General features: G+C 44.1%; 28 protein-coding genes and 1 tRNA gene. 9 read left to right on the forward strand and 20 right to left on the reverse strand.

All coding sequences use genetic code 11. The annotated features are described in order from the left end of the window. Positions 1-22 precede the first annotated feature (22 nt). From RHM67_RS15975 to RHM67_RS16010, 8 genes are all read right to left on the reverse strand, one after another. Positions 23-184 (reverse strand): DUF5522 domain-containing protein, encoded by a 162-nt coding sequence (locus RHM67_RS15975; RefSeq protein WP_252756392.1) that lies wholly within the window; start codon positions 182-184, stop codon positions 23-25. Then, positions 184-1122 carry an MBL fold metallo-hydrolase gene (locus RHM67_RS15980; protein ID WP_322227910.1) on the reverse strand — a complete coding sequence of 313 codons (939 nt, stop codon included), beginning with the start codon at positions 1120-1122 and terminating at the stop codon, positions 184-186. The genes RHM67_RS15975 and RHM67_RS15980 overlap by 1 nt, the downstream gene beginning before the upstream one ends. Then, positions 1119-1721 (reverse strand): dephospho-CoA kinase, encoded by a 603-nt coding sequence (gene coaE, locus RHM67_RS15985; protein WP_322227912.1) that lies wholly within the window; start codon positions 1719-1721, stop codon positions 1119-1121. The genes RHM67_RS15980 and coaE overlap by 4 nt, the downstream gene beginning before the upstream one ends. Continuing rightward, positions 1721-2668: a YbbR-like domain-containing protein gene (locus RHM67_RS15990; protein ID WP_322227915.1), complete on the reverse strand. Its 948-nt coding sequence runs from the start codon at positions 2666-2668 to the stop codon at positions 1721-1723. Before RHM67_RS15990 ends, coaE begins: the two co-directional genes overlap by 1 nt. Positions 2669-2794: 126 nt before the next feature. Continuing rightward, positions 2795-3115: a preprotein translocase subunit YajC gene (yajC, locus tag RHM67_RS15995; protein WP_322227916.1), complete on the reverse strand. Its 321-nt coding sequence runs from the start codon at positions 3113-3115 to the stop codon at positions 2795-2797. 13 nt (positions 3116-3128) lie between these two features. Continuing rightward, a complete protein-coding gene (locus RHM67_RS16000) occupies positions 3129-3572 on the reverse strand; it encodes a DUF1573 domain-containing protein (protein WP_322227917.1) in 444 nt (147 codons plus the stop codon). A gap of 83 nt (positions 3573-3655) precedes the next feature. Beyond that, positions 3656-4603, reverse strand: a complete 948-nt coding sequence (locus RHM67_RS16005) for a transcription antitermination protein NusB (RefSeq protein WP_322227918.1) — start codon at positions 4601-4603, stop codon at positions 3656-3658. A 42-nt stretch (positions 4604-4645) separates the two neighbouring features. Then, positions 4646-5731 (reverse strand): Glu/Leu/Phe/Val dehydrogenase, encoded by a 1086-nt coding sequence (locus RHM67_RS16010; protein ID WP_322227919.1) that lies wholly within the window; start codon positions 5729-5731, stop codon positions 4646-4648. Between the two features lie 222 nt (positions 5732-5953). Here RHM67_RS16010 and RHM67_RS16015 point away from each other — a divergent pair, with 222 nt between their 5' ends. After that, positions 5954-7741 carry an ABC transporter ATP-binding protein gene (locus RHM67_RS16015; RefSeq protein WP_322227920.1) on the forward strand — a complete coding sequence of 596 codons (1788 nt, stop codon included), beginning with the start codon at positions 5954-5956 and terminating at the stop codon, positions 7739-7741. Between the two features lie 127 nt (positions 7742-7868). Continuing rightward, the gene (locus RHM67_RS16020; protein WP_322227921.1) at positions 7869-8189 is read left to right on the forward strand and encodes a DUF3276 family protein; all 321 of its coding nucleotides are present in this window, start codon (positions 7869-7871) and stop codon (positions 8187-8189) included. An 80-nt stretch (positions 8190-8269) separates the two neighbouring features. Here the strand turns inward: RHM67_RS16020 and RHM67_RS16025 are convergent, their stop codons facing one another. Together RHM67_RS16025 and mgtE are read right to left on the reverse strand one after the other, a co-directional pair. Next, the gene (locus RHM67_RS16025) at positions 8270-8632 is read right to left on the reverse strand and encodes a DUF5362 family protein (protein WP_322227923.1); all 363 of its coding nucleotides are present in this window, start codon (positions 8630-8632) and stop codon (positions 8270-8272) included. Between the two features lie 208 nt (positions 8633-8840). Further along, a complete protein-coding gene (gene mgtE, locus RHM67_RS16030) occupies positions 8841-10211 on the reverse strand; it encodes a magnesium transporter (protein ID WP_322227924.1) in 1371 nt (456 codons plus the stop codon). A 195-nt stretch (positions 10212-10406) separates the two neighbouring features. Here mgtE and ychF point away from each other — a divergent pair, with 195 nt between their 5' ends. From ychF to RHM67_RS16050, 4 genes are all read left to right on the forward strand, one after another. Next, positions 10407-11510 (forward strand): redox-regulated ATPase YchF, encoded by a 1104-nt coding sequence (ychF, locus tag RHM67_RS16035; protein ID WP_322227926.1) that lies wholly within the window; start codon positions 10407-10409, stop codon positions 11508-11510. 103 nt (positions 11511-11613) lie between these two features. Next, a tRNA-Arg gene (locus RHM67_RS16040) sits at positions 11614-11685 on the forward strand. A gap of 105 nt (positions 11686-11790) precedes the next feature. Next, positions 11791-13818, forward strand: coding sequence for a beta-L-arabinofuranosidase domain-containing protein (locus tag RHM67_RS16045; protein ID WP_322227928.1), 2028 nt, complete (start codon positions 11791-11793; stop codon positions 13816-13818). Positions 13819-13863: 45 nt separating this feature from the next. Then, complete coding sequence (locus RHM67_RS16050; protein ID WP_252756378.1) at positions 13864-14205, forward strand: hypothetical protein; 342 nt, start codon at positions 13864-13866, stop codon at positions 14203-14205. Positions 14206-14383: 178 nt separating this feature from the next. On the opposite strand, the gene RHM67_RS16055 is transcribed toward RHM67_RS16050, so the two are convergent. From RHM67_RS16055 to RHM67_RS16070, 4 genes are all read right to left on the reverse strand, one after another. Next, positions 14384-14827, reverse strand: a complete 444-nt coding sequence (locus RHM67_RS16055) for a carboxymuconolactone decarboxylase family protein (protein WP_322227931.1) — start codon at positions 14825-14827, stop codon at positions 14384-14386. A 157-nt stretch (positions 14828-14984) separates the two neighbouring features. Beyond that, positions 14985-15560 (reverse strand): Crp/Fnr family transcriptional regulator, encoded by a 576-nt coding sequence (locus RHM67_RS16060; protein WP_322227933.1) that lies wholly within the window; start codon positions 15558-15560, stop codon positions 14985-14987. Positions 15561-16081: 521 nt separating this feature from the next. Then, positions 16082-16330: a hypothetical protein gene (locus tag RHM67_RS16065; protein WP_322227935.1), complete on the reverse strand. Its 249-nt coding sequence runs from the start codon at positions 16328-16330 to the stop codon at positions 16082-16084. A gap of 63 nt (positions 16331-16393) precedes the next feature. Beyond that, the gene (locus tag RHM67_RS16070; protein WP_322227936.1) at positions 16394-17599 is read right to left on the reverse strand and encodes a GAF domain-containing sensor histidine kinase; all 1206 of its coding nucleotides are present in this window, start codon (positions 17597-17599) and stop codon (positions 16394-16396) included. 168 nt (positions 17600-17767) lie between these two features. Here RHM67_RS16070 and RHM67_RS16075 point away from each other — a divergent pair, with 168 nt between their 5' ends. Then, complete coding sequence (locus RHM67_RS16075) at positions 17768-18121, forward strand: DUF4174 domain-containing protein (RefSeq protein ID WP_322227937.1); 354 nt, start codon at positions 17768-17770, stop codon at positions 18119-18121. Here RHM67_RS16075 and eutC read toward each other — a convergent pair whose 3' ends face one another. The 4 genes from eutC to eat all read right to left on the reverse strand — a co-directional run bounded on the left by eutC (position 18122) and on the right by eat (position 22275). Beyond that, a complete protein-coding gene (eutC, locus tag RHM67_RS16080; RefSeq protein ID WP_322227939.1) occupies positions 18122-18880 on the reverse strand; it encodes an ethanolamine ammonia-lyase subunit EutC in 759 nt (252 codons plus the stop codon). After that, positions 18868-20256, reverse strand: a complete 1389-nt coding sequence (locus tag RHM67_RS16085; protein WP_322227940.1) for an ethanolamine ammonia-lyase subunit EutB — start codon at positions 20254-20256, stop codon at positions 18868-18870. The genes eutC and RHM67_RS16085 overlap by 13 nt, the downstream gene beginning before the upstream one ends. Before the next feature lie 188 nt (positions 20257-20444). Next, positions 20445-20834, reverse strand: coding sequence for a plastocyanin/azurin family copper-binding protein (locus tag RHM67_RS16090; RefSeq protein ID WP_322227941.1), 390 nt, complete (start codon positions 20832-20834; stop codon positions 20445-20447). Positions 20835-20913: 79 nt separating this feature from the next. After that, complete coding sequence (eat, locus tag RHM67_RS16095) at positions 20914-22275, reverse strand: ethanolamine permease (protein ID WP_322227942.1); 1362 nt, start codon at positions 22273-22275, stop codon at positions 20914-20916. A gap of 196 nt (positions 22276-22471) precedes the next feature. Between eat and RHM67_RS16100 the strand changes: the two genes are divergently transcribed. Both RHM67_RS16100 and treA read left to right on the forward strand, forming a co-directional pair. Then, entirely contained in the window at positions 22472-23131 is a 660-nt protein-coding gene (locus tag RHM67_RS16100; RefSeq protein ID WP_322227943.1) for a phosphatase PAP2-related protein, read from the forward strand. Positions 23132-23218: 87 nt separating this feature from the next. Beyond that, positions 23219-24793, forward strand: coding sequence for an alpha,alpha-trehalase TreA (gene treA / locus RHM67_RS16105; RefSeq protein WP_322227945.1), 1575 nt, complete (start codon positions 23219-23221; stop codon positions 24791-24793). 54 nt (positions 24794-24847) lie between these two features. Here the strand turns inward: treA and RHM67_RS16110 are convergent, their stop codons facing one another. Then, entirely contained in the window at positions 24848-26191 is a 1344-nt protein-coding gene (locus RHM67_RS16110) for a M20/M25/M40 family metallo-hydrolase (protein WP_322227946.1), read from the reverse strand. A gap of 56 nt (positions 26192-26247) precedes the next feature. Next, positions 26248-26541: a TIGR03643 family protein gene (locus RHM67_RS16115; RefSeq protein WP_322227947.1), complete on the reverse strand. Its 294-nt coding sequence runs from the start codon at positions 26539-26541 to the stop codon at positions 26248-26250. Between the last annotated feature and the right edge of the window lie 50 nt (positions 26542-26591).

Raw genomic sequence — 26591 nt, forward strand, 5'->3', positions numbered from 1 at the left:
CTATTCGGCAAATATAACCTATTTATTTTTTTCTTTTCTGTTCAGTTTTATCCTCGCCCCGGTAATTCCACGGGCAGTGCAGGCATTGGTTCTTACAGCAATAACCGCGCTTTAAATGGTATTCTTTTGTAAAAACGAAGTTACCATCCTCATTTATATAATAATCTACATTCTCCTGCAGCATCAGCTCAGCAATTTCACAAAAATATTGTTATTAAAGTAATTTTTTAAATGTGTGCCATCGCCATGCAGCGTCCATATCTGTTGTGGTTCCGTTTGTTCGATAGTTTTGATGATGTCGTTCCAGTCGGCATGGTCAGATATATATAGGGTATCCTGGTTGTTCACCTGCAGGTTTTTCCAACCCGATGCAAACAGGCGCTTCACCCCCGTAGCCCTTATATAACTCTCAAATGTAAACGGCGGAACGATATATACCCACTCCTCCTGCGTTTTCATCAGTTTGCGGCCATAGATCTGGTGGTTGCCTAACTCGAAGCCTAACTTTTGATAGATGGCATTGATAGGCATAATGCGGTGGTGTACCAGAACCTTTTTCTGCGGCGCGTAATCATTTATCATCCTGATCAATCGCTGGCTTTTACCCAGGCTGTAAGCGCCCAGCAAGATGTTTATTTTAATGTCGTTCAGCTTCTTGATCTCCTCTACCGGATCGGGGTGCGCGGTGTTGGGGTCGGCAAAGGTACTTTCGGTTATCAGCACGTCGGCCTTTACAAACTCAAAGGGTTCGCAGGTGGTATCGGGCTGTAGTTTATAATCACCGGTATACAGGTAGCGTGTGCCCTGGTAGTCCATCAGCACCTGTGCGGAACCCGGCATATGGCCCGCCGGAATAAAGGTTATCTGCACCTCACCAATAGTAAACGGCGCGCTGTAAGCCATTATATGGCTTGTTTTAGCCGCGCCTTTGCCGTAGCGCAGTTGCATAAAGGCATAAGTAGCAGCGGTGGTGTAAACATTGGTATTACCGCTTTTGGCATGATCTGCGTGGGCGTGGCTTATTACAGCGTTGGTAACCGGCAATTGCGGATCAAGGTAAAAATCGGCGTAACGGCAGTACAGTCCATTGGCATTAAAGGCAATAAAATCGTCTAATATCATGAATTTTTTTGGGCGATGGATAGATACAGCTGGTGCAGTTTTAATACCTGCGGGATAACGAGCTGCGTATCATCATTTTTAATTACATCGTTGGCCAAGGCCAGTTTTTTTTCTTCGGTAAACTGGCGGTCGTTCCGGGCCTTTACTTCATCGGCGGTAATGCCGTTGCGCTGGGTAACTCGTTTTATGCGGAGTTCTAATGGTGCGGTAACCATTATAGCCCTGTCGCATTTTTTATAGGAGCCACTCTCGAATAATATGGCGGCTTCCTTTAGTACGTAAGGCGCCTCTTTTTGGTTGAGCACCCATTTATCAAAAGCACGAAAAACAGCCGGATGAACCAGTGCATTCAGTTTGGCAAGCTGCTCTTTATCGTTAAACACAATACCTGCAATGTGCTTGCGGTTGAGCATGCCATCCTCAAAATAGGCTTCGTTACCAAAGGTTTGTTTAATGCCGGCAATAAGTTCGGCATCGGTTACCATCACATCTTTGGCGGCATCATCAGCATAAAAAACCGGGATACCCAATACCTCAAATATCTTGCAAACGGTGGTTTTGCCGCTGCCTATATTACCGGTGATGCCTACTTTAAACATTATTTTTTAATGATAAAATCAATATTCTGCGGCACTATTTTTACCACTTTACTGTACGATGGCATGCGCGTTACTTTTATCGGTAATACACTGTAGCCATTATGTCGCCATAGTTCCAGGTCGGCAACGGCTTCAAAATCATCCTCGCTCAAATCAGGGTAACTGGTTAACGATGTGGTGAACGTTACCTTAACCTTTTGCGGGAAGATCTTCACATCGTAATAATTATGGTTGTTCACCAGCTTTACGGGCACTTCTATCGTTTTCTCGGTGTATTCATCAATAGGAATGTTCACCATAACCGTTTTAGGCAGTACGCTGAGGTTACCCTCCCTAACGCCCTGAACCTTTATGCGGCCGTAATAATCCTCGTTCGCATTATTAATTTTAACGGTGTCTGTCTTCCACGAAGTTATCTTCTTCAAAATCTCGGCCGGGCCGCTAATGGTCACATAACGGGGTTTTATGTTGATGTTATCTGATTGTGCAAACTGCTTTTGATAGTTAACTGCCTGTACCAATTCGACAGGTACACGTTTTACCGTACGGCTGCTAAAATCAAAAAATAAGGTATCGGGAGTTATGGCGATGATCTCGTGCTCCATATCCTTATTGGCATTAATTTGCTTTAGCTGCGAACTAAGTACCACGTAATTTTTGGGGTCGATGGTATGGAGATCGACCGTAACTACCTTCTTCTCGTCACTCATCCTGAACATCAGCATTTGCCAGCCTGTACCCTGTACCATGGCATTAACCGTATCTGGCTGTAATGGATGAAAAGCGCGTTTCTGAGGTGCGTTCTTAAATACAATTACCTGTTTTATACTGAATTTGTAGGGATTGGACAACGTGGTAAAGATCCACGCAACTATGGCAATCACCAAGCAGGTTACAAAGGCTGATAATCGCCGGCGCTCAATTGCAGATAATTTAATTATTGCCATATTTCTTGAGGTAAAAGGTCAAGGGTTAAAGGTAAAGCAAAAGTTTTTAATGCGAAAAGGCGAAAGATAAGGCAGGCTATAAACCTGTGCCAATACCCTTCGCCTTTTACCTTTATCCTTTTAACCTTATTTAGTAACTACCGACGTATTCAATGCTTTTGAAGCATCTAACGATACGGCAGATTTATCGAAACGGATGCGGCCTCCGCCTTCTGTTTCGACAAGGAAAGTAGTATCGGCAACTTCGTAAATTTTACCGTGTATACCGGCAGTGGTTACAATTTTATCGCCTTTTTTTAGCTCGTCAACGTATTTCTTCTGGTCTTTTTGTTTCTTCATTTGGGGGCGGATCATGAAAAAGTAAAACACCACGGCAATTGCGCCAAACATAAGTAATTGTGGTAAACCTAAGCCTCCGCCGGCTTGTAATAAAACTGTATTTATCATCTGTATATTTAAATTATTTAGTAGTTGTTGGTGTGGTTACTTCGCCAATTAAATGTACCATGCTTTGCGCAGGGTTGGTATTGGATGTAATGGTAATTTGTTTATCCTGCAAACCCATTTTGTGGGCGCTGTTAAAAGTTACTTTTATAGCACCATCGGCACCCGGTTGTATTGGGGTAGCAGGCCACTCGGGCTTGGTACAGCCACAAGTTGCCACGGCATCTTTAATAATTAAAGGCGATTTACCGGTATTAGTGAACTTAAATTCATAAGTAACCTTTGCACCTTCGGCAATTTTGCCAAAGTCGTGGGTTTCTTTTTCAAACTTCATAACAGGCGCGTTGGTTGCGCTTGTATTACCATTATCAGCAACAGCCGCGCTTGCATTCTGGCCGGTTTGGTTACAGGCTGTAAACAGCATACCTGCAACAATTGCACATAAAAACAGCTTTTTCATTTGGGTTTATTTTAATTTACTACCCGATAGCTAACGGGATTATCAAATATTTTTCTTATATTGGTGATAGGCATTCGCCAACACTACTCAATCAATCCCCTGCCTATTTTCTTTATTTTGTTCTGCTCTTTAAGCTCAAACAAAATCTTGTCTAAGATACCGTTTATAAACGAATTACTCTTAGGTGTACTAAACTCCTTCGAGATCTCCAGGTACTCGTTAATGGTAACCTTAACCGGGATGGATGTAAAGTTAATAAACTCGGCAATAGCCATCTTCATTAATAGCGTATCCATCATCGCGATACGGTCAGGCTCCCAGTTCAGGGTCTTTTGTGCTATAAGCTCCTGGTAAGCTACATCATGGCGGATGCTTTGCTCAAACAGGTTCACCACAAATTCCCTGTCCTCAACCCAGTTACCGCTAATGTCGGCAAGCTTGTTTTCGGCGTAATTATCTGATGAAAAATTTTTGAATGTTTTTGCGATCAAAGCCTGAAGCACCTCGCGGTCAACCGGCCAGTATATAAATTTATCCTCAAAAACCTGCTCAGCTAATGACGATTTAAGGATCACCTTTTTAAAGATGAACTTAATAATGTCTTTATCCGTCTGCAGGGTATCGTCCGTTTTTGCGATGTATTCCGCATACTCGGTTGAATTTTTCAGCGTGGTGAAAAGTGATTTTGCAAGTTCAGGATCAAACGACCATTCAACTTTATACTTTTTAAGCGCGATAAGGTAATCGCGGTTATCTTTTAACGATACCAGGAAACGGTTGCTCATGATCTTAATACTGGCGTTAAGGTCATCGGCTGTTGGCAAATGTTTGTTGGCCCTCTCGGTCGCATCGGTTTCGCTGTAATCAATAACTTCGCTTATGAGCGATAGCATCCAGATATACATTTCAAAAACCTGGTCTATACTGCTGAGCAGGTTTTTCTCGTGCGCTTTAATATCTCTTGTATCCGATTGGTGGAACGCGTACAGCGACTGTAACACTTTTACCCTAAGGTGCCTTCTGTTTAACATGTTGTAAGAACGATTATGCCCACAATGGGCTGATGATAAATTTTAATAGGTTGATTTTACTTTTTTAATATCAGCAATACGCTTTTCGGCAATTTTATTTGCCGCGTTAGTAGTAGAAATATTTTCCAACTTAGAAAGTTTCAAAACATTACGGGTTGCCTCGTAAATATTTTCGGTAAGCTGCAGGGTGCGTTTTTTACTAAAACCCATCAGTTCCGAGTAGCAGTTAATAATACCGCCCGCGTTTATAACATAGTCGGGCGCAAACAGGATGCCTTTCTCCAGTAACATCTGCCCGTGCTCATGCTCGTCCTGTAATTGATTATTGGCCGATCCGGCTATAATGCCGCATTTTATCTTGACAATGGTTTCGGTATTGATAGTAGCGCCTAATGCGCAGGGCGAATAAATATCCGCGTCGATATCAAATATCGAATTGTTGGATACTGCTTCGGCACCGTATTTTTTAGATACCTGGCGGGTGCGTTCGTCGTTAATATCGCTGATGTAAACCTTGGCGTTCTCGTCGCGCAGTAACTTCACCAGGTTTTCGCCAACATGGCCAATGCCTTGTACAATTACCGCTTTGCCGGTAAGGCTATCGCTGCCAAACTGTTCTTTTACACAGGCTTTAATACCCATGTAAACACCTTTAGCTGCAATTGGCGATGGGTCGCCACTACCGCCTAAGCTTTCGGGGATGCCGGTAACGTACTGCGTTTCCATACGGATGTACTCCATGTCGCGCGGGTTGGTACCCACATCTTCAGATGTAATAAACTCCCCATTAAGGTTTTTGATAAAGCGGCCGAACTTACGCATCAGCGCCTCGTTCTTATCCTTGCGCGAATCGCCGATGATAACCGAATAGCCACCGCCCATATTTAAGCCGGCAATAGCACACTTGTAAGTCATGCTTTTTGAAAGGCGCAAAACATCATTCAAAGCATCTGCCTCGGTTTTGTATGCCCACATACGGGTACTGCCAAAAGCAGGGCCAAGCGTGGTATCATGTATCGCGATGATCGCCCTTAAACCGGTATCCGGGTCGCTGCAGTACACAACTTTTTTATGTCCGAAGGCATCGAGCTGGTTAAATATACTATCGGTGGGTTGTTGAACAGACATTTTATGGACGTGGCAAATGTATATTAATTATCGTTCGGCAAAAGTAGAGGTTTTTTTTTGCGTGGCAAAGTTAAAGTCGGGAAAGTCGATAGCCGGAAAGTCCGAAAGAAGAACATTATAGCTACTTTTTACTTTAGAGTTACTATTAAACATGTACTTTTGAAACACAAGGCAGCATCTTCCCGTCTTGCGGACTTTACTGACTTTTCGGACTGCTAATAAATGAAAGACCTCGCATACCTCAATAAATTCTTTTATAAATACCGCTGGCGCCTGGTGCCGGGTATACTGTTTGTGATCATATCTAACATATTTGGTGTGCTGCCGGCACAGGTTATCCGCATAGCTTTTGACCTGGTTACAGAGAATATCGGCGTTTACCAATTATTCGATGGTTTTAACAGGCAAACGGTTATTTACGATATTTTCGGCTCGAGTTTGTTGCTGTTTGGCATATTGGTGTTGGTGCTGGCATTGCTCAGGGGCTTGTTCCTGTTTTTTATGCGGCAGACCATTATCCTGATGTCGCGGCATATCGAGTATGACTTGAAGAACGAGATCTATGCCCATTACCAGCTTTTATCCCTTGCCTTTTACCGCCGCCACAACACCGGCGATTTGATGAACCGCGTTACTGAGGATGTAAGCCGTGTGCGCATGTACCTCGGCCCGGGCATCATGTACACCATTAATACCATTGTATTATTTGTACTGGTAATATATGCCATGCTTACGGTGAATGTAAGGCTGGCCGTTTTTTCGGTACTGCCATTGCCCATCTTGGCGGTGATCATATTTTATGTAAATACAGTTATCGAATACCGCAGCGAGAAGATCCAGCAGCGCCTGTCTTCTCTATCCAGCTTTGTACAAGAGAACTTTTCGGGCATCCGTGTCATCAAGTCATATGTGCGCGAAAGTTTTGTACGCGAAAAGTTTGCCGCCGAAAGTGAAGATTACAAAACCCAAAGCATGGCCATGGCTAAGGTGCAGGCTATGTTTTTCCCGTCGATGCTGTTGCTGATCGGTTTGAGTAATGTGATCACCATGTACATCGGTGGCGTTGAAGTAATGAAAGGCAACATCACCCCCGGTAACATCGCCGAGTTTATTGTGTACCTGAATATGCTGGCCTTCCCGGTGATATCCTTAGGATGGGTTACCTCGCTGATCCAGCGTGCGGCGGCTTCCCAAAAACGTATCAACGAGTTTTTGCACGAAGAGCCGGAGATCATTTCACCAAAGGCTGTCGACCATAAACTTGCCGGAAAAATAGAATTCAGGAACGTTTCATTCAATTATCCGGACACGGGCATAACCGCCCTGAAAAATGTTTCTTTTACGGCTAATCCGGGCGAAATGGTGGCGATAATTGGTCGTACAGGGTCGGGTAAATCCACCATTGCCAACTTGGCAATGCGGATGTATGATACCACCGGCGGCGAGATTTTAATTGACGACCTACCACTCACCAAACTCAACCTGGATAATTACCGCTCGCAAATTGGCTTTGTACCACAAGAGGTTTTCCTGTTCTCGGATATCATCTCCCACAACATTGCCTTTAGCGCCGATGTACTGGATATGCCCCGTGTAGAGCAAGCCGCCAAAGATGCTGCCGTTTATAACAACATTATGGAGTTGGAGAAAGGTTTTGAGACCTTGATCGGTGAGCGTGGCGTTACGCTATCTGGCGGTCAAAAACAGCGTGTAAGCATCGCCAGGGCCATCGTAAAACACCCGCAGGTATTGGTATTTGATGATTGCTTATCGGCAGTAGATACTCGTACCGAGGAAGAAATACTAAGCAACCTGGGCCGCATTATGCAAGGCAAAACCAGTGTTATCATATCGCACCGCATCTCTACCATTAAAAATGCCGACAATATTTTAGTGCTTGATAATGGTGAAATTGTAGAGCAGGGCACACATAGCCAGCTGATGGAACTTAAAGGCCCATATTTTGAGTTATACGAAAAACAACTTCTCGAGGAAGAGGAGCAAGCCTAAAACGCAACCCTTTACTCCTAATTGGCGTAAAAAAATGAAATAAAGGCTTATTTGTTGCCAGATTAAATACTTGCAATTAGTTTTTTATATATATTTATGCCACCAAAACTATTACAATAAAAAAAATATGGGAGATTTTGACAATAGAGAGCGTGAAGAAGTGTACTCCAAAAAGGTAAGGGCAGGTAAACGCACTTATTTTTTTGATGTAAAAGCAACCAGGTCTAACGATTACTACGTGACTATCACAGAAAGTAAAAAACGTTTAGAGGATGGTGTTTTTGTAAAACATAAAATTTTTCTTTATAAAGAAGACTTTGAGAAATTTGCCGAAGGCTTTAAAGACACGGTAGATTATATTAAAGACCACCAGGAAGTAGTTGAAAAACGCTATGAGTTTGGCGAGAACGTTGAAACGGCAAAAGCCGACGAGGATTTCTCTTTCTAATAAGAAATAACAAACCTAAATTATACAAAGAAATCCCCGCTTAATTAAGCAGGGATTTCTTATTTTATTTGATTTTGTAATTACCTACCCATCATTGCTGCGGCACCGCCAAGAACAGCGATAAGAATAAACAGCGCCATAAATGAAAGGTAGATGATAGCAAATATCCCCCACAATTTAAAAAACAATTTCAGTTTACCAAAAGCCAGATTGATTTCTTCCTGGTTTTGAAACGTCACTCCTTTTTTGATGAGATCGCCAAATTGATAAAGATACAAGGCAAAGAAAAAGCTTACCGCGGCTATAAGTAAATATAAAACTGTAGCTGCACCGCCTGCACCCACAGCGCCAGCCATCATTGGGTTTAAAGCGGCCATGGTAGTGAAAATAGCACCAACAAATAATGCCATAATAGCAATAAAAGCGGTGCCAATAAAGCCCATGATACCTAAAAAGCACGCCTATTGGCCGGCTTTTAGTAGGTAATACTGTGCTTGCTCGTTCAGGATAAGTTGTGGTTCGGGGGTTACCGGTTGTACCGGCATTTCGTCAATTTCCATTGTGTTAGTTTAAGGTGTTTAAAATTCTATTAAAGATATAAATTATCAAAATCGAAACAAGAAATAAACTAAATTTTCGGTACAAATATTCTTAATGGTTAATGCCTGGCATAAACAGCACGGCTATGGTAAAGTAAATAATAAGGCCGGTAACATCTACAAGAGTTGCCACGAATGGTGCGGATGACGTTGCAGGATCGGCCCCTAATTTCTTTAGAAGTAATGGCAGCATAGATCCCGCTAACGAGCCCCAAAGCACTACCCCTACAAGTGCTATACCCACTACAAAACCAACTATCATCCAGTCGGCGCCATAGATATTGCTGAATAGCGTCCAAATATAGATCCGCATAAAGCCTATTACACCCAAGGTTGTACCCAGTAATAAACCCGATATGATCTCGCGGCGCATAACCCGCCACCAATCTGAAATTGTTACCTCGCCCAAGGCCATTGCCTGTATAATTAAGGTTGATGCCTGCGAGCCGCTGTTACCCCCGCTTGATATAATAAGCGGCACAAATAAAGCCAGCACAACTTTTTGTGCAATAGCATTCTCAAAATGCCCCATAGCAGTAGCGGTAAGCATTTCGCCCAGAAAAAGCACAATTAGCCAGCTTACACGCTTTTTTACCAGGCGAAAGATATTTATATCCAGATAAGGTTCGTCCAAAGCCTCGGTACCACCAATTTTCTGGATATCCTCAGTGTATTCTTCATTTGCAATCCAAAGGATGTCATCTACCGTAACGATACCCAACAGGATGTTATCAGCATCGGTTACCGGCAGCGCGGTGCGGTTGTTCATTCTGAACACATTGATAGCGTCTTCCTGCGGGTCGTTGGCGCTAAGGGCAATCAGGCGGCCATCCATCAGGTCGCTGATTTTGGTTTCGGGTGCTACCAATAAAATCTCGCGGATCCGGATGTCATCCAGCAGGATACCGTTATCCCCTATCACATATATAACATCGATGGTTTCGGAATTTTTACCGTAGCGGCGAATGTGCGCTAAAACGCGGTTTACATCCCAGCTTTTTTTAACGGCAATGTAGTCGGGCGTCATCAAACGGCCAACGCTATCTTCTTTATAACCTAACAGGGAAAGCGCCTCTTTACGGTCGGCAGGCGATAGGTGCAATATCAGTTTAGTAACCGCATCGCCATGCAATTCGCTAAAAAACGCGGTACGGTCATCGGGTGGCAGTTCGTTTATGATCTCGCTTACCTTTTTTCCCGAAAGTTTTTTGATGATACGTTCCTGTGTAGGAAAATCAAGTATGCGGAACACATTTACCGCCCGGTTGATGGACAGGATCTCAATAAATTTGGGGCCATGTTCGGGCAGTTCATCTATAAGTTCCTCAACGTCAGATATATTGAGATTATTTAAATACTCCTGTAGCTGCGTAGTATCTTCCTGCTCCAGTAATAATTCTATCTGCTCAACCATCTCTTCCATAAGCCCCGTTTTTACATGTTATTAACCTATTTTGCTGCCTTTTATGACGTTGGCAAAAGTCGTTTATTTTTTCAAATTACAAGGCTTTTTTTCTGTTATCTTTGCGCTTTTAAAAGAGGCAGGAAAACAGAATTAAGAGACAAGATTCTTTTCTTGATTCCTGCGTCTTGTAATCTTGATTCAAAAAATAAACAAATGGGTTTACAATGTGGTATAGTGGGTTTGCCAAATGTGGGCAAGTCTACACTTTTTAACTGTTTATCAAATGCCAAGGCGCAGGCGGCAAATTTTCCGTTCTGTACCATTGAGCCAAACGTGGGTATAATTACCGTACCCGATGAACGCCTTACAAAATTAACAGAGATTGTTAACCCAAAAAGCATCGTTCCGAATGTTATAGAGATCGTAGATATTGCCGGCCTTGTTAAAGGTGCCAGCAAAGGCGAAGGTTTGGGTAACCAGTTCCTGGCTAATATACGTGCTACTAACGCTATTATCCACGTATTACGTTGCTTTGATAACGATAATGTGATCCATGTAGATGGTTCGGTTAACCCTATCCGCGATAAAGAGATCATCGATACCGAATTACAGTTGAAAGATCTGGATTCGATAGAAAAGAAGATCCAAAAGGTAGAAAAAATGGCTAAAACCGGTGGCGATAAAGAAGCTAAAAAAACCTACGATGTGCTAACCGTTTACAAAAACCATTTGCTTGAAGGTAAAAGCGCACGCACCGCACCTGTTGCCGAAGAAGATAAAGAATACATTGAAGATATTTGGTTGCTTACCGCAAAACCGGTAATGTACGTTTGTAATGTTGACGAAGGTTCGGTTACCACCGGTAACGCTTACGTGGAGAAGGTAAAGGCAGTAGCCAAAGAAGAAGGCGCCGAAGTTTTGGTGATATCTGCCCAAATAGAAGCCGAAATTGCCGAACTGGAATCATTTGAGGAGCGCCAGGAGTTTTTGGGCGATCTGGGATTAACTGAATCCGGCGTTAACAAGCTTATTAAAGCGGCTTACAGCCTGCTTAACCTTGCCACATACTTTACCGCGGGTGTACAGGAAGTACGCGCCTGGACTATTACCAAAGGCTTTACAGCCCCACAGGCGGCAGGTGTTATCCACACCGATTTTGAGAAAGGTTTTATCCGTGCCGAAGTGATCAAGTATGATGATTTTGTGAAATTTAAAGGATCTGAAGCATTAATCAAAGAAAACGGTAAAATGTCTGTAGAAGGCAAGACATACATTGTGCAGGATGGCGACATTATGCACTTTAGGTTTAACGTGTAGTTTTAGGGAATCAGGAAATTAAGAATCAGGAAACAAGACAGGACGAGCTCATCTTATTTCCTGATTCCTTGTATCTTGATTCTAAAAGATATCTTTGCAAAACGTTCTCGTAGTTCAATGGATAGAATTATGGCCTCCGAAGCCGTCGATATGAGTTCGAATCTCATCGGGAACACTGGTAGCAACCGTCTTAATTAATTTTAAGGCGGTTTTTTGTTTTAAGGGTATTCATGACTATTATTGTAATGTCGAATTCAGTTAACCAAACGCTACCTACATCATGAAGATCAAATTTGCACTGACCGTGTTGCTTGCTGCCTTTAGCTTTAATGCTGTAGGGCAAAGCAACAATACTTCTATTGCTGCTTACACACCTGCCAAAGCACCTTTGCGCCAAAGCCCTTATATCGAGCTTCCTCTTGGCGCTATTAAACCGCAAGGCTGGCTGCGCGAAATGCTGATCCGCCAGAAGACGGGGGCTACCGGCAACCTTGATAAATTATATCCGTTGGTAATGGGCAAGCGAAACGGCTGGCTTGGAGGCGACGGCGACCTTTGGGAACGTGGCCCCTACTGGATAGATGGTTTATTGCCACTTGCCTACATTTTGCAGGATAAAGAATTGATCGCTAAAGTAAAACCATGGATAGAATGGAGTTTGAAAAGTCAGCGTGCCGACGGTTACTTCGGCCCGTCGAAAGATCTTGGCCCTGAGAATGGTATCCAGCGAGATAACGCGCAGGACTGGTGGCCCAAAATGGTGATGCTTAAAGTAATGCAGCAATATTACTCGGCCACGGCCGATAAAAGGGTTATCCCTTTCATGACCAATTATTTTAAGTACCAGCTACAGGAATTACCCAAAAACCACCTGGACCACTGGACGTTTTGGGCACGATACCGCGGCGGCGATAACCTGGCGATGGTTTACTGGCTGTACAACAAAACCGGCGACAAGTTCCTGCTCGACCTTGCCGAGGTGATTCACAAGCAGACCTTTGATTATACCAACGCCTTCTTAAATACCGAGCTGCTACAAACAGATAACAGCATCCATGGCGTTAACCTTGCGGAGGGTATGAAAGAACCGATCATCTATTATCAGCATCATCCCGAAGCAAAATATGCCGACGCGATGGTGAAAGGTTTTAAAGACCTGCGCAAATACAATGAATCGGTTCCCGGCATGTTTGGCGGCGATGAGTCGTTGCATGGCAATAACCCTACCCAAGGGTCAGAACTTTGCAGCGCGGTTGAAATGATGTACACACTGGAGAACACCCTTGCTATTACGGGCAATGTAGGCTACGCCGATCATTTGGAGAAAGTAGCCTTTAACGTGATGCCAACCCAGGTTGATGAGAATTTTGTAGGCCGACAATATTTCCAGCAGGCTAATCAAGTAATGCTTACCCGCGCTACCCGCAACTTTGATGTAAACCACGATGGTACAGATGTTTGCTACGGCATACTTACAGGTTACGCCTGCTGTACATCAAACATGCACCAGGGCTGGCCAAAATTCGCGCAGAACTTATGGTATGCTACGCCTGATAAAGGTTTGGCGGCATTGGTTTATTCGCCAAGCGAGGTTAAGGCCTATGTGGGTAACAACACGGAGGTATCGTTTAAAGAAGAAACCAATTATCCGTTTGATGAAACCATCAAGTTCACCTATGGCGCTAAAAAAGGCGGTTTGGTTACGTTTCCGTTCCATCTGCGGATCCCGGAGTGGTGTACAAAGGCTACAATCAAAATTAACGGTACGGAATTTAAACAAGCCGATGGCAACCAAATAGTAATCATGAACCGCGCATGGAAAACCGGCGATGTAGTTGAGTTAAACCTGCCTATGCACATTTCTAAAAACGTGGGTTATGAAAACTCCATTTCGGTACAACGAGGCCCGATTGTTTACGCTTTAAAAATTGGCGAAGAAGTAAAAGAAGTAAAAAACACCAAAGATGCCGGCGAATATGGCGACAGCTATACCGAAATCCGCCCCACTACGCCATGGAACTACGGCCTGGTACGTGTAGATGATAAAAAACTGGATGAAGCCTTTAAAGTAGAGAACATAAAAGCTGTTGGCATTTACCCGTGGACAACCACAAACGCGCCTTTACAAATAAAAGCAAAGGGCAGGCGCATCCCGTCATGGGGCTTATATAACGACTCGGCGGGGCCGCTGCCATTTAGTACGATATGGAATTTGGAGACATCGAAAGAGGAAGAAGAACTGATTTTGATACCTTACGGATGCAGCCGTTTACGCATAACGCAGTTCCCGGTGATAGATAAAAGGTAGAATAGTTAGCGTAACCGATTAATTAGTCTACCTTTACCCACACACATGGAAGAAAGAAAATATTTAACAACCTGGAGAAAATACATCCCGGTTATACGCCTGCATCTGAAAAGGAGCTTGAATGAGGATCAAAGTTTTAAACTGAACATCACCGATTTCGAGTCGGCAGGCGACAGGGGCAAATCTGGCTACACGTTTAACATCGCGATGGAAAACGGTAAAGTAACCAACAACATTAGCGGCTCAGCTGTAGCACGCGATCTGTATGAAGCCCTTAAAACCGACGAGGCCATCAAAGAGATGCTTCAGGACAAAAATATCAAAATAAGCGTAGGTAAATCTTTTGTGCTGAGCATTAAAACTACCCACGTATCTGCTTTTAAATAAGCTATACCGATATTAAAAAAAAAAAGCCGCTTACTTAAAGTAAGCGGCTTTTTTATGTCCATAGATGTTCACGTTAACGCATGAACACTCGCAACATATTTGTAATAAATTGATAAACAGTTGATTAATAAATTCATTTTTTTGCAAAATCGTGAACATGAACAATTAAATCCTGAAATTATTTCTGCAACGCCGGTTGAAAGTGCGAGCTGATAGAGATCCTGTTCCATGCGTTTATGATGACGATAGCCAAAATTACCTGTCCCACATATTTAGCGCCTAATAGTTCGGTTGCTTTGTTATAGGTCTCGTCAGATACGCCTGCTTTGTTTATCAACGTAACCTCTTCTTTTAAAGCCAGTATAGCTTGTTCTTTCTCATCAAAGAATGGGGTATCCCTCCAGGCGCTAAGTGTATAAATGCGTTGCTCGGTCTCCCCTAATTTGCGGGCATCCCTGCTGTGCATATCTAAACAGTACGCGCAACCGTTTATTTGTGATGACCGTAGTTTGATCAGTTCTTTATGGATCGGGTCTATCTCGCTGCTGATAACGTAATTTTCTAAAGCCATTATAGCTTTATATGCATCGGGCTGGGTGGTTAAAATGTTTGCTCTTTTCATGATTGTCTTTGTTTTTTGTTAAGACAAATTTGCGCACAAACACCCCTTCAAAAAATGAACTGAGGTTAAGAAAAGAATCAAGATGTAAAGAGTCAGGAATCAAGACAAGGCCAAAAGGTTTCTGTCTTGATTCTTGATTCTAATAATCTTGATTCTCCTACTTCTCTCTCTTCGCCCTTATCCTACTCAAAAACTGCGGGGTAAAACCAAGGTATGATGCCAGCATGTATTGCGGCACGCGCTGTACAAAGTCTGGAAATAGTGAAATAAAGTAGCGGTAGCGCTGTTCATCGGTTTGGTTAAACAGGAAGCCTATACGGCGTTGCGAGGCCATGAAAGCCCTTTGCATGGTTAGCCTGAAGTAAGTATCCAGTTTGGGGATCTGCTCCAGCAGCGGGCCTTTATCGCGGTTATTAAGCAGCAATATTTCTGATGCTTCAATAGTTTGGATATAGGTCCCCGCGGGTACGTGGTTCAAAATACTGTTGTGGTCGGCAATCCACCAGTTCTCTAAAGCAAAATGTACTATCTGCTCATTCAGTTTGGCATTAACATAGTACTGCCTTAGCAAGCCACTCAATACAAAATACTCACCTTTACAATGCTGGCCGGGCTCGAGGATGATCTCCTTCTTTTTATATTTCTTCAGCTCCATAACATCGCAAAGCACCTGCTCTTCCTGCGGAGTAAGCTGCACATGGCGTTTAATATGGGCAAGTAGTTGTGGATACATAGGGGTGCTAATTTAGCTAATCCCCGGATATGTTTGTTTTTTAAGATTATGGCAGTTTAAACTCAAAGCGGTATAAAACCTTTTTCCCGGTTTGGGTTTTGGCATTAACTACCCCGCCATCTACCTTAATGGTGGTTACTAACTGACTTGCAGAATCAGTTTTGGCAGTTTTACATCAATAGTAAGCTTTACGCCCTGGCCAGATGATAACTCTACAGTTTTATTGAAGTTGCCTTTGTGGTGCTTTTCTATATGCTTACATTGTCTTGATCCTAGTATGAGATAAGAGCCGTTGTACCATCCGGGATCTCTGAAGTATACTCCACTTTATAAGAACTTTTCTTAGCGATCTTCAGTTCGCCTTTGCTCATATCATAAACGGTGTAACTGCAGCTGCTGGCAATAAGGGCAACAATAAAAAAGATAAATGTATTTTTTTATAAAACGAATATAAAAATGTGTCTTAAAAAAACGAGGCGTCTATAGCCTAATAGACGCCTCGTTTTTTAATCCGTTGCAAACTATTTTAAAGCCTTGGTGGCGTACGCGCGGCAGGCTTTTACTTCCCTCACCGCGTCAGACCCTTCAGGGATATTGTATTCCAGTTCTATCGTAGCCGGGAATTTGTATTTATTCTTCTTCATTAAGGAAAGTACTTCTTTTATAGGCGTACCGCCCTGCCCCCACACCGCGTTTGGCCCGTTGTTAAACTTGCGGTCCTTAATGTGCATGCTGGTGATGGGGTCGTGGTATTTCTCGATGAACGGCACAGGGCTGTTGGTTGGTTTAAAGTTATCAATTTATAATACGCATCAAACGGTGTATTAAAAGTTTTACGCTTGCAACTGCGGTAACGCTATCTCAAAATTAGCGCCGTTACCCGGGTGCGAGTCAATATGCATCGTACCCTTCAGGCTATCTACCAAATGTTTTACCAATGCCAACCCAAAGCCGTAGCCATGTTCGCCGCTTGTGCCATCGGTAGATTGGGCCTTGCCGCTTAGTATGATATCTATAGCCTGCTGACTTAAACCTACTCCCGTATCCGTCACATTTATTTGGAGCAAGTTTTGCGTTTCCTCTATTTTAAGGCTCAGGCTAACCGTTACCTTCCCGCTTATTGGGGTAAACTTCAGGGCGTTTGAAATGAGGTTACCGGTAATTTGCAGCAGTTTGCTTTTAGAGAATGGTATGGTTGATGAATTTATCGATGTACTTACAGTAAAGGCGATCTTCTTATTCATGGCTTGCGGCGTGTAAAGCTTTTCGAGTTTGTCTTTAAAAACAATCAGGTTAAACTCGTCAGCTTTCAGGTCGCACTGGGGCTTGTCGGCGGTCAATATCTCGTCTGCAAGTTCCAGTAACGAGCGGCCGCTTCGCTGGATCAGATTAATAAACTCCAGCACCTCTTCTATCTTATTCTCGTGTCCCTGCTCACTTATTACCTGCGCCAGGCCTATAATACCCCCTAAAGGCCCGCGGATGTCATGTGCTACCTTCTTTTTGGTTTCGTTGGCTTCGTGCAATTTGGTTTTGAGGCCGGTAATTAAACGGTGCACGTTCAGGCGGTTAACTATTTCGTCGGCTATGATCTTTAACAGCTCTATCTTCTCTGGCGATAACGTTTTCAGGTCTTTATCAAGCATACACAATGCCCCCAAATTATGGCCTTCATTTGTGGTTAAGGGGATGCCATAGTAATAGCGCAGATTGGGTTTACTTGCCACATAAAATTTATCTTTAAAACGGTCATCGGCTTTAAGGTCCTGCACTTCAAAGTGGTCGTTATTGCCGGCAATGGTATATTGGCAAACCGAGTCCTCGCGCAGCATCTGGTCAGTATCCAAACCGTGGTTGGTTATCGTCCATTGTGTAAACGAATCGATTAAATTAATCAGCGATATTTCGGTACCTGCAACTTTCGCGGCTAACTTCGCCAGATCTTTAAAACTGTCCTGGAAGCTCGTATAATCAAGGTCATAGTCGGCCAGACTGATAATCCTTTCCATTTCATTCTCGGGGATCGGGTTGTTTAGCATATATAAGAATTAATCGAACCTAATTACGTATATTTATTCTAAATGGTTGTCAAAAAACCATCCAAAAACGGCAATTATTCCTTGTAGTTTTAAAGTTGTAATGCTTTTCGCAATTTTATCGCAACAAACAATTTCGGGTTCAATTCTATTACTCAATAAACAATATTTATGGTACGCTTAATAATCCTGTCGATAATGTTATTTTTTCAAACTAATGAAAAACGTGTTTTAGCGCTATATACCACCAGTGCTGATAATGCTGCCTATACACAGCAATTGAAAATATTAAATGACGATAAGCCCGGCCTTGCCAGCAGGAATGTTGTTATCCAGACTTATATTTACAGTGACGCAAACGCTGCTGTATTTAATAAAAATAAGATAACAGGCTTTTTTACAGTTACATTAACGGGGAAAGACGGAGGTGAGAAATACCGTAGTTCGCAACCCATAACCCTGCAAAAACTTTACGGAATTATTGATGCGATGCCGATGCGGAAACAGGAAATGAAAAAACAATAATCACCCCACCAGCAAACCTTCATTATCTTTCAAGTCCACGCCCGAAAGTTTGCGCCTGAAACTTTCCTGCACCAGGTAAAAGATCTTATCTGCCGCCGATTTAAAATCCAGCCCGCCGGGGCGGATGTTGGAGATACAATTGCGAGAATTATCCTTTAAGCCGGGTTTGGGCTGATAAGTAAGATAAGCGCCAATACTATCTGCCGAGCTTAACCCTGGTCGTTCACCTATCAGTACGATAGAAAGTCTTGACTGTAACTCGTGGGCTATATTATCGCCAATGGCTACCCTGCCCTGCTCTACCAGGCATAGTGGCGCAATTTTTAAATTGGCGGCTGATAATTTGGGTATGAGCAATTGCAAAAGCGGCAGCACATTTTCATTTATCGCTATCGCGGATAACCCATCGGCAATAATAATCACTACATCGTCCCCTATTATCTGGTCGGCGAGTCGGTTAAGGGATTCTTCGTTGGATTTTCGGCCGAGATCGGGGCGTTGCAGGTATTGCGCGCGGCTGTCAGCCATACTATGCAGTTGCAAAACGGGGCGGTGGAATTGCCCCAGCGCATCTTCCAAACCTTCGGTGTCCATAGCAGAATAAACGGCGTCGCGGGCGTGGGCATGCGCCAGTTTAAACTCCAATGATTGTTTGGTTGGGATGCTGCTCCCCGTTGCGCCAATGGCGATGCGCGCGGCGGTAAACTCCTTTAAAAAGCTCAATGGATCGTTTTGGTCTGGTTTGGTTATTTTATCCATAAGCCCCCCATATCTTTTAACAAACCGGCTGCAGCGGTAGCAGAGCGGTTGCCTTGTTCATCAAATATGCCTTGTTTTATCAGCCATCGCTCAAACTCAGGCGCTGGTTTTAAGCCTAATACCTTACGCAAATACAAAGCATCATGGAAGGATGTGCTTTGGTAATTCAGCATAATATCATCGCTGCCGGGGATGCCCATGATGAAGTTGCAGCCTGCTACACCAAGTAGGGTGAGCAGGTTATCCATATCGTCCTGGTCGGCTTCGGCGTGGTTGGTATAGCAAATATCCATCCCCATGGGCAGGCCGAGCAGTTTGGCGCAAAAGTGATCTTCAAGCGCTGCGCGGATGATCTGCTTACCATCGTACAAATACTCGGGACCGATAAAACCCACTACCGAGTTCACCAAAAACGGGTTAAACTTTTTAGCTACCGCGTAAGCCCTCGCCTCACAGGTTTGCTGATCTACCCCGTGATGTGCATTTGCCGATAAGGCGCTGCCTTGGCCTGTTTCAAAATACATTACATTGTTGCCTACCGTGCCGCGGTTTAATGATAACGTGGCCTGGTAAGCTTCATCCAATAAGTTTAAACTCACCCCGAAACTTTTATTGGCCTTTTGCGTACCCGCGATGGATTGAAAACAAAGATCGACGGGTGCATTTTTATTGATGAGTTCAAGCGTAGTGGTGATATGGCTAAGCACACAGCTTTGGGTGGGGATGTCGAATTGCTGCCTCAGGTTGTCAACCAACACGAGGATCTGCATTACCGCCTGCGGACTATCCGTTGCCGGGTTGATACCTATTACCGCATCGCCGCTCCCATACAGCATCCCTTCTATCAAACTGGCAGCAATACCGCGCAGATCATCTGTGGGATGGTTGGGTTGTAACCGGGTAGAGAAGTGGCCGTGTAGGCCTATTGTATTACGGAACCGGGTAACCACCTCGCATTTTTTTGCTACCGCGATAAGATCCTGGTTGCGCATTATTTTTGAAACCGCGGCGGCCATCTCGGGCGTAATGGCATTTTCGATACTCTTTAGAACAAGGGTATCCGTTTCATCCTTTAGCAACCAGTCGCGCAGTTCACCGATGGTTAAATGGCTTATTAGTCCGAATGCATTTGCATCGTGGCTATCGATTATCAGTCGTGTAACATCATCCTCTTCGTAAGGGATGACAGCTTCATTCAGGAAAGTTTTAATGGGAACATCAGCCAATGTTATCTGGGCGGCAACACGTTCTTCGTAGGTTTCGGCGCTTAATCCCGCCAGGGCATCCCCGGTACGGAACGGCGAGGCTTTTGCCAGCAATATCCGCAGGTTATCAAACCTGTAAATCTTACCCTGTACGGTATGCTGATACGGCATATTGCTTTAGTTTTTACTAAGATAAATTCTTCGGCGTAAAAACCCGCAATTATGGGCTGTTTTAATAAAAGCTTAACATTGGCATGTCTTAGAGGAACTGCAAGACAGAGAAGAAAAATGAAGTGAGCACCACCACGGATAATAAAAATCCTCACCAACCTTAAACATGGCGAATGCTCACTTATTAATTATTGTACCACAACAGTAGCAGTAGCCATAGTTGAGTGGATAACGCATTTGTAAGTATAAGTACCGGCCATTGCAAACGTATGCGAAAACGAACCGGATTGGTTTAACATGCCGCTGTCAAAGCTGCCGGCAACATCGGTCGCTGTGTGTGGCGCGGTATCGGCATTTGTCCATTTTACGGCTTCGCCGGCTTTAATAGTAACGCTTGCAGGAGAAAAGGCGAAACCCGAAATACTTACAGAAGCGCCGCCTGTGGTGGGGGTCGTGGGAGTAGTAGGCGTAGTGGGCGTGGTTGGTGCAGGATCCTTGCTGCCCGATTTTGAACAGGCTGCAATACCCATAACCACAACCGCAATCATAAATGATACCCCTAAGATGTACTTTTTCATATTAAATGGTTTTAGTGTTTAATATGATTACGCCCACAATTGCAGGATGGTTGCTTTGTGCCGATAATGTTTTTTGGGATTATTTACTGATTGGGATAACCTGCTGTTCCAAAGCTTTTTCCATTAGCTCATCGTCCATTATCCGTTGCTTATGTTTACCCATCAGCATAAAAATGGCAATGGCAACAGCAAGCCCTGCAAAGAAGATTATGCTCAGCATAAAATTATAATACATAATGGCGAACATGCAAATGGTAGATATCACCAGCGCGATAGCCGGGAACAAAGGATAAAATATAGCAGCGAAAGGCCGCTCCATACGGGGTTCTTTTTTGCGGAGGATGAACAGGCTGATCATACTCATCATGTACATCACCACCGCCCCCATTACCGATAGGATGATGATCTGCCCTGTGGTACCGGTAAACAAGGCGATAAAACTAACTGCCCCGCCCGCTATAATAGCCCGGTGCGGCGTTTTAAATTTTTGATTGACCAATGCCAACCCGCGGGGTAAATAACCGCTCCTGGCCAAGGCAAACACCTGTCTTGATGATGCCAGAATCGTCCCATGGATGGATGCGATCAACCCGAACAAGCCTATACTGGCGAATATTTTGGTGAATCCGTTTGCCTTGCCTAAAACGATGCCGATAGCCTCAGGCAGGGGGTAATCCAGGTTGCTTAGTTTGCGCCAGTCGGTAACACCGCCGGTTAATATCATTACACCTAAAGCTAAAAACACAAGCGTAATTAGTGCCGAGATATAGCCCCGCGGGATGTTACGCTTTGGGTCTTTCACTTCTTCGGCAACCATAGCTACGCCCTCTATCGCCAGGTAAAACCATACCGCGAATGGCAGGGCCGCGAATACGCCGCTCCAGCCGAAAGGCATGGGGTTGGCTAAATAGTTATCCATTTTAAAGGATGGCGCAACCACACCCATAAAAAGCAACAATTCGCCAACAGCTAAAATGGTTATAAATACCGAGAACCTCGCCGACTCTTTCACCCCAGAAATATTCAACAATATAAACACCACGTTAAAAACCAGTGCCGATGGTAAAACCCCTATTTGCGGATGCAAAAAATGCAGATACGCCCCCAAAGAAAAAGCTATGGCGGGGGTGGCAAACAAAAAGTCTATCAGCGTGGCATAACCGGCTATCAGCCCACCAAAAGGCCCCATGGCACGGTAAGCATAAGCAAATGCACCGCCTGCATGCGGAATAGCGCTTGTTAACTCGGTATAGCTAAATATAAAGGTGACGTACATCAGCGTGACTACCAATGTGGCTACCAAAAAACCAATTGTGCCCGATACCGCCCAACCCAAATTCCAGCCAAAATATTCGCCGGATATTACAAGGCCTACCGCTATGGCCCAAAGGTGGATAGGCTTTAAAACACGTTTCAGTTGCTTGGCGTCAATATTTTCCAAAGGCTTGATATTTATGATTTTTACAAAGCCTTAAGATACTCATTAAAATTACCCAAACAAAAACAACTATACGCAACAATTTTAGTAACAATTGCTTACCATCTCAGTCTATTCTAACGAAAATGTAATATTCAACTAACCCTAAATTAATACTGGGGGTTTTTGTAAATTTGCGCTCCCTTAATTAATATGTATAGTGTCGGAATTAGGTAAACCTTCTATAAAACAAGCCTGGACTGCTGCCCTGCAATCACCAAAAAAACGTGATAAATTATTAATAGGTTCTTTTATTGTTGCCATCCTGCTATCATCCTTACCCATATTTTTTAGCTATATACAAAAACGACAAGGCATTGTACTTCATGATTGGATTTTGGCCCATGTGCCTGCATACGACGTTTCCATCATAATATTCACCATTATTTGGGGCATGGCTACACTGATATTTGTGCGCGCATTGTATAACCCTGTTATCTACATTAACTACGTGTGGACGCTGATATTCATCAACCTTGCACGCATGATAACCATTTACCTCATAGCGTTGGACCCGCCTGTTGGCCTTATCCACCTGGCAGACCCGCTTACCGGGGTATTCTACGGCAATACAGTTATAACCCGCGACCTGTTCTTCTCCGGCCACACATCAACCATGGTGCTTATATTTTTATGTTTGGAGAAACGTAACGATAAGATCCTGGGTTTTATATGCATTGTTGCTGTTATGGTACTATTGCTTGTTCAGCATATCCACTACACCATTGATGTGGTTGCGGCGCCCATCCTGGTATATCTGATATTCCTTGGCGTACGCAAAATGCTGAAGCTGGATACACTTAAAAACAACGAAAATTAAGTATGCGCCCCTCATAAACCGTTTGTGTTTACTGCATTAAAAGCTTAAATTTAAGGGCTTTATTATAACCAATAATACCCCTTATAAATGAAAAAGACCTTTATTGTGGCAGCCTTATTGCTTTGCACTTTTGTAGTGAAAGCGCAGCAAAAAACACCCCGCCAATTATTTCCAGACCTGTTCGAATCGGTACAATCATCAACTATATTCCCTGATAATAAAACCTTTGTGGATTGTACGCCAAAGTACGCGCCATCGCAGATCATGAAAGCATATAATGAACAATTGGGCAAGGCAGGGTTCGATCTTAAGGAGTTTGTGATGGCTAACTTTACGGTACCATCCGGTGTTACCCACGCTTTCCAAACCAATATCGAAGATGGTATCCGCAAGCATATTGATACCCTTTGGCAGGTGCTGCAACGCAAGCCCGATGCTACTTCAAAACTATCGTCATTAGCGGCATTGCCTAAACCTTATATTGTACCGGGCGGCCGTTTCCGCGAGATCTATTACTGGGATAGCTATTTTACCATGCTTGGCCTGCAGGAAAGCAAACAAACCAAGGTGATCAGCAACATGATAGATAACTTTGCTTACCTGATAGATACTTATGGCTTTATCCCCAACGGGAACCGCGCTTACTATTTGACCCGTTCGCAGCCGCCGTTTTTCTCGCTGATGGTAAACCTGCTTGCAAAAAGTGAGGGCAATACTATACTTAGCAAATACCAACCGCAACTCATCAAAGAATATAATTATTGGATGCTGGGCGGCGCAACGCTAACAAATAACAAAGCTACCCACCGGGCAGTGCGCATGGCCGACGGCACCCTACTTAACCGCTACTGGGACGAAAGCGACGAACCACGCGAGGAAAGCTATATTAAAGATGTAGATGCGGCTAAAACTACCAAACAACCGTTACCGGTATTTTACCACAACGTGCGTGCAGCAGCTGCCAGCGGGTGGGATTTTAGCAGCCGCTGGTTTAGTGATGCTACTACACTTGGCACTATAGAAACTACTAATCTTGTCCCGGTTGATCTGAACTGCCTGCTTTACAACCTGGAACTAACCATTGCCCACAGCTACCAAATCAAGGGCAATACCAAACTTTACACCGCCTATACCGCTATAGCAAATGCCCGTAAAAAAGCCATCCTAAAATACTTTTGGGATGAAAAAACCGGCTGGTTTGGCGATTATAATTTTACCACTCAAAAATTCTCGCCCATCCCAACTTTAGCAGCAGTTTTCCCCTTGGAATTTAAGATAGCCACGCCTGCACAGGCCAATAAAATAGCCGACGGTTTAAAGGCCAACTTCCTGAAACCGGGCGGGCTGGTTACCACCCTAAACTTTAGCGGCCAGCAATGGGACGCGCCGAACGGCTGGGCACCCCTGCAATATATGGCTATTGACGGATTGGAGAATTACGGACACAGCGAACTGGCGAAAGACATAGCCACACGCTGGCTGCAGCTAAACATCCGCGTATTTAAAAAGACCGGCAAACTGTTAGAAAAATATAACGTAGTTGATACCAGCCTAACCGCAGGCGGAGGCGAATACCCGCTACAAGACGGCTTCGGCTGGACGAATGGGGTGTTATTGAAGTTGATGAATCGGTATCATTATGAGGAAAAGCAGGGGGAGTAATTTATCCCTTTGCTTCGCAAGCTTTCAGCTTAACCGCGCAGCTCATTAAATCTCCTACCTTACAGGCTTAGGAAACACCGGTAAACTTTCGTGCCCCTCAGCGTCAACGGCTTGTACGGCGAACAGGTAATTATCTTTCGAGTAGCCAATGTTGGCGGTAGTTCCGGGTACATAAAATTTCTTTTCCCAGTACGGACTGCTGGTTTCGCGCATCAGCACATAATAACCTGCGGGTGCTTTCCCCTTTGAGGCATCCCATTTCAATTGCGTTTTATTGGTTAAGCCACTGGTGATGATGCCTACGTTTTGTGGCGATGCCGGCGCAAGTGCAAGGTTTGCCAATACCGATAGGTTCATCCGTGCTACTTTTTGGGTGTAATCATAATCGGCAAAATCGGGCAGGTCGCCATACTCAACGCCATTTTCCTTGCGGATATCCTGGTGCTGGCGGTTAAAGTCCTCGTTCATTTCGGTGATGCGGATGGCGGTATAGCCTTGCTGAGAAAACGGGGTATGGTCGCCGCCACGCAGGTAGCGGTCGCGGCGATAGATGAGTTTTACATCCAGTTGCTCCACATATCGCTCGGCAACCTCTTTGGTATAACGGGCCAGTTCCCGTGCCGGGCTATCATTCTCTCCACCTACAGAATTACGGATTGCGGCTTGTTTTTCTGTTTCGGCAGCAGGCACACCTTCGCTAAAAACGCGTACGCTTCGGTTATCTTTGAGGCCGGTTTCCATACCAAAGGTATTTCCAACAATGTCATTGTTCAGCATGGCATCTATTTGCCAGCCTTCGGCCTTGGCGCGTTTGGCAACATTGGTAGAGCCATAAAGCCCCTGCTCCTCGCCCACCACGGCCATAAATATAATGGTCGCCGGGAACGACCGCTTAGCCATCACCCTTGCAAGTTCCATCGAAACCGCGGTGCCCGATGCATCATCAACCGCGCCAGGCGCGAACGATTTTACGTTCATTACATCCGTCACCCTCGAATCATAATGGCCAGAAATGATGTAAATGCGCTTATCGGCAGTATCCGTTCCCTTTAAAATCGCCAGTACATTTTTCATGGGTGTTGGCTTATCAATTCGGCTGCCCTGCGGCTGGATAAATTCGTCGAAAGATACTTTCATCCGGCCATTTGAAGCGGCAGCATACTTTTCATATTCAGCCTTGATCCAGTTACGGGCGGCACCCACACCTTCAGTTTTGCTTACGGTATCACTTAATGTGTGGCGGGTTTTAAAACTCACCAGTTTGCGCACTATCGCCTCAATTTTTTTGGAAGAAACCTCTTCTACCATTTGTTTGATGCCCGCATCCTGCTTCACAGTAGTTTGTGCCGATGCCGAAATAGTTATAAGAGAAGTGATAAACAGGCCGATGTATTTCATGACAGCAATTTATAAAATTACAACTGCTGAGAGGAAATGAATTTGTATTATATGCGTTACCGTTTGCTGATCCTGTTCAGCGTTATTTGGCGTTGAAGGTTACATTTAAACCTGTCGGTACCATCAACCTGTAATTTGGCATGTTTAGTTTGGCGGCCCTGCACCCTTGCCCGCCACATTTTAAAACTGGATAATTTCATTTGCCTGCGCATAAGGTCTATCACATTTTGCTCGCTTAGGCCAAATTGTGCTTTAATAGCATCAAATGGCGTACGGTCTTCCCAAGCCATTTCGATTACCCGGTCAATATCAATAGTAGAAAGATCTTTAATGATTGCAGCTGTGCTCATACCTGTTTAACCGTTAAAATCATAATTTGTTAGCTTGTAAAATAAAAAAG

It is taken from the genome of Mucilaginibacter sp. 5C4, assembly GCF_034345625.1.
Lineage (GTDB): Bacteria > Bacteroidota > Bacteroidia > Sphingobacteriales > Sphingobacteriaceae > Mucilaginibacter > Mucilaginibacter aurantiaciroseus.

What these genes read in the sequence shown, in the direction of transcription:
- RHM67_RS15975 (WP_252756392.1), bottom strand. Translation starts at nt 184, where the DNA reads ATGCTGCAGGAGAATGTAGATTATTATATAAATGAGGATGGTAACTTC.
- RHM67_RS15980 (WP_322227910.1), bottom strand. Translation starts at nt 1,122, where the DNA reads ATGATATTAGACGATTTTATTGCCTTTAATGCCAATGGACTGTACTGC.
- coaE (WP_322227912.1), bottom strand. Translation starts at nt 1,721, where the DNA reads ATGTTTAAAGTAGGCATCACCGGTAATATAGGCAGCGGCAAAACCACC.
- RHM67_RS15990 (WP_322227915.1), bottom strand. Translation starts at nt 2,668, where the DNA reads ATGGCAATAATTAAATTATCTGCAATTGAGCGCCGGCGATTATCAGCC.
- yajC (WP_322227916.1), bottom strand. Translation starts at nt 3,115, where the DNA reads ATGATAAATACAGTTTTATTACAAGCCGGCGGAGGCTTAGGTTTACCA.
- RHM67_RS16000 (WP_322227917.1), bottom strand. Translation starts at nt 3,572, where the DNA reads ATGAAAAAGCTGTTTTTATGTGCAATTGTTGCAGGTATGCTGTTTACA.
- RHM67_RS16005 (WP_322227918.1), bottom strand. Translation starts at nt 4,603, where the DNA reads ATGTTAAACAGAAGGCACCTTAGGGTAAAAGTGTTACAGTCGCTGTAC.
- RHM67_RS16010 (WP_322227919.1), bottom strand. Translation starts at nt 5,731, where the DNA reads ATGTCTGTTCAACAACCCACCGATAGTATATTTAACCAGCTCGATGCC.
- RHM67_RS16015 (WP_322227920.1), top strand. Translation starts at nt 5,954, where the DNA reads ATGAAAGACCTCGCATACCTCAATAAATTCTTTTATAAATACCGCTGG.
- RHM67_RS16020 (WP_322227921.1), top strand. Translation starts at nt 7,869, where the DNA reads ATGGGAGATTTTGACAATAGAGAGCGTGAAGAAGTGTACTCCAAAAAG.
- RHM67_RS16025 (WP_322227923.1), bottom strand. Translation starts at nt 8,632, where the DNA reads ATGGGCTTTATTGGCACCGCTTTTATTGCTATTATGGCATTATTTGTT.
- mgtE (WP_322227924.1), bottom strand. Translation starts at nt 10,211, where the DNA reads ATGGAAGAGATGGTTGAGCAGATAGAATTATTACTGGAGCAGGAAGAT.
- ychF (WP_322227926.1), top strand. Translation starts at nt 10,407, where the DNA reads ATGGGTTTACAATGTGGTATAGTGGGTTTGCCAAATGTGGGCAAGTCT.
- RHM67_RS16045 (WP_322227928.1), top strand. Translation starts at nt 11,791, where the DNA reads ATGAAGATCAAATTTGCACTGACCGTGTTGCTTGCTGCCTTTAGCTTT.
- RHM67_RS16050 (WP_252756378.1), top strand. Translation starts at nt 13,864, where the DNA reads ATGGAAGAAAGAAAATATTTAACAACCTGGAGAAAATACATCCCGGTT.
- RHM67_RS16055 (WP_322227931.1), bottom strand. Translation starts at nt 14,827, where the DNA reads ATGAAAAGAGCAAACATTTTAACCACCCAGCCCGATGCATATAAAGCT.
- RHM67_RS16060 (WP_322227933.1), bottom strand. Translation starts at nt 15,560, where the DNA reads ATGTATCCACAACTACTTGCCCATATTAAACGCCATGTGCAGCTTACT.
- RHM67_RS16070 (WP_322227936.1), bottom strand. Translation starts at nt 17,599, where the DNA reads ATGCTAAACAACCCGATCCCCGAGAATGAAATGGAAAGGATTATCAGT.
- RHM67_RS16075 (WP_322227937.1), top strand. Translation starts at nt 17,768, where the DNA reads ATGGTACGCTTAATAATCCTGTCGATAATGTTATTTTTTCAAACTAAT.
- eutC (WP_322227939.1), bottom strand. Translation starts at nt 18,880, where the DNA reads ATGGATAAAATAACCAAACCAGACCAAAACGATCCATTGAGCTTTTTA.
- RHM67_RS16085 (WP_322227940.1), bottom strand. Translation starts at nt 20,256, where the DNA reads ATGCCGTATCAGCATACCGTACAGGGTAAGATTTACAGGTTTGATAAC.
- RHM67_RS16090 (WP_322227941.1), bottom strand. Translation starts at nt 20,834, where the DNA reads ATGAAAAAGTACATCTTAGGGGTATCATTTATGATTGCGGTTGTGGTT.
- treA (WP_322227945.1), top strand. Translation starts at nt 23,219, where the DNA reads ATGAAAAAGACCTTTATTGTGGCAGCCTTATTGCTTTGCACTTTTGTA.
- RHM67_RS16110 (WP_322227946.1), bottom strand. Translation starts at nt 26,191, where the DNA reads ATGAAATACATCGGCCTGTTTATCACTTCTCTTATAACTATTTCGGCA.
- RHM67_RS16115 (WP_322227947.1), bottom strand. Translation starts at nt 26,541, where the DNA reads ATGAGCACAGCTGCAATCATTAAAGATCTTTCTACTATTGATATTGAC.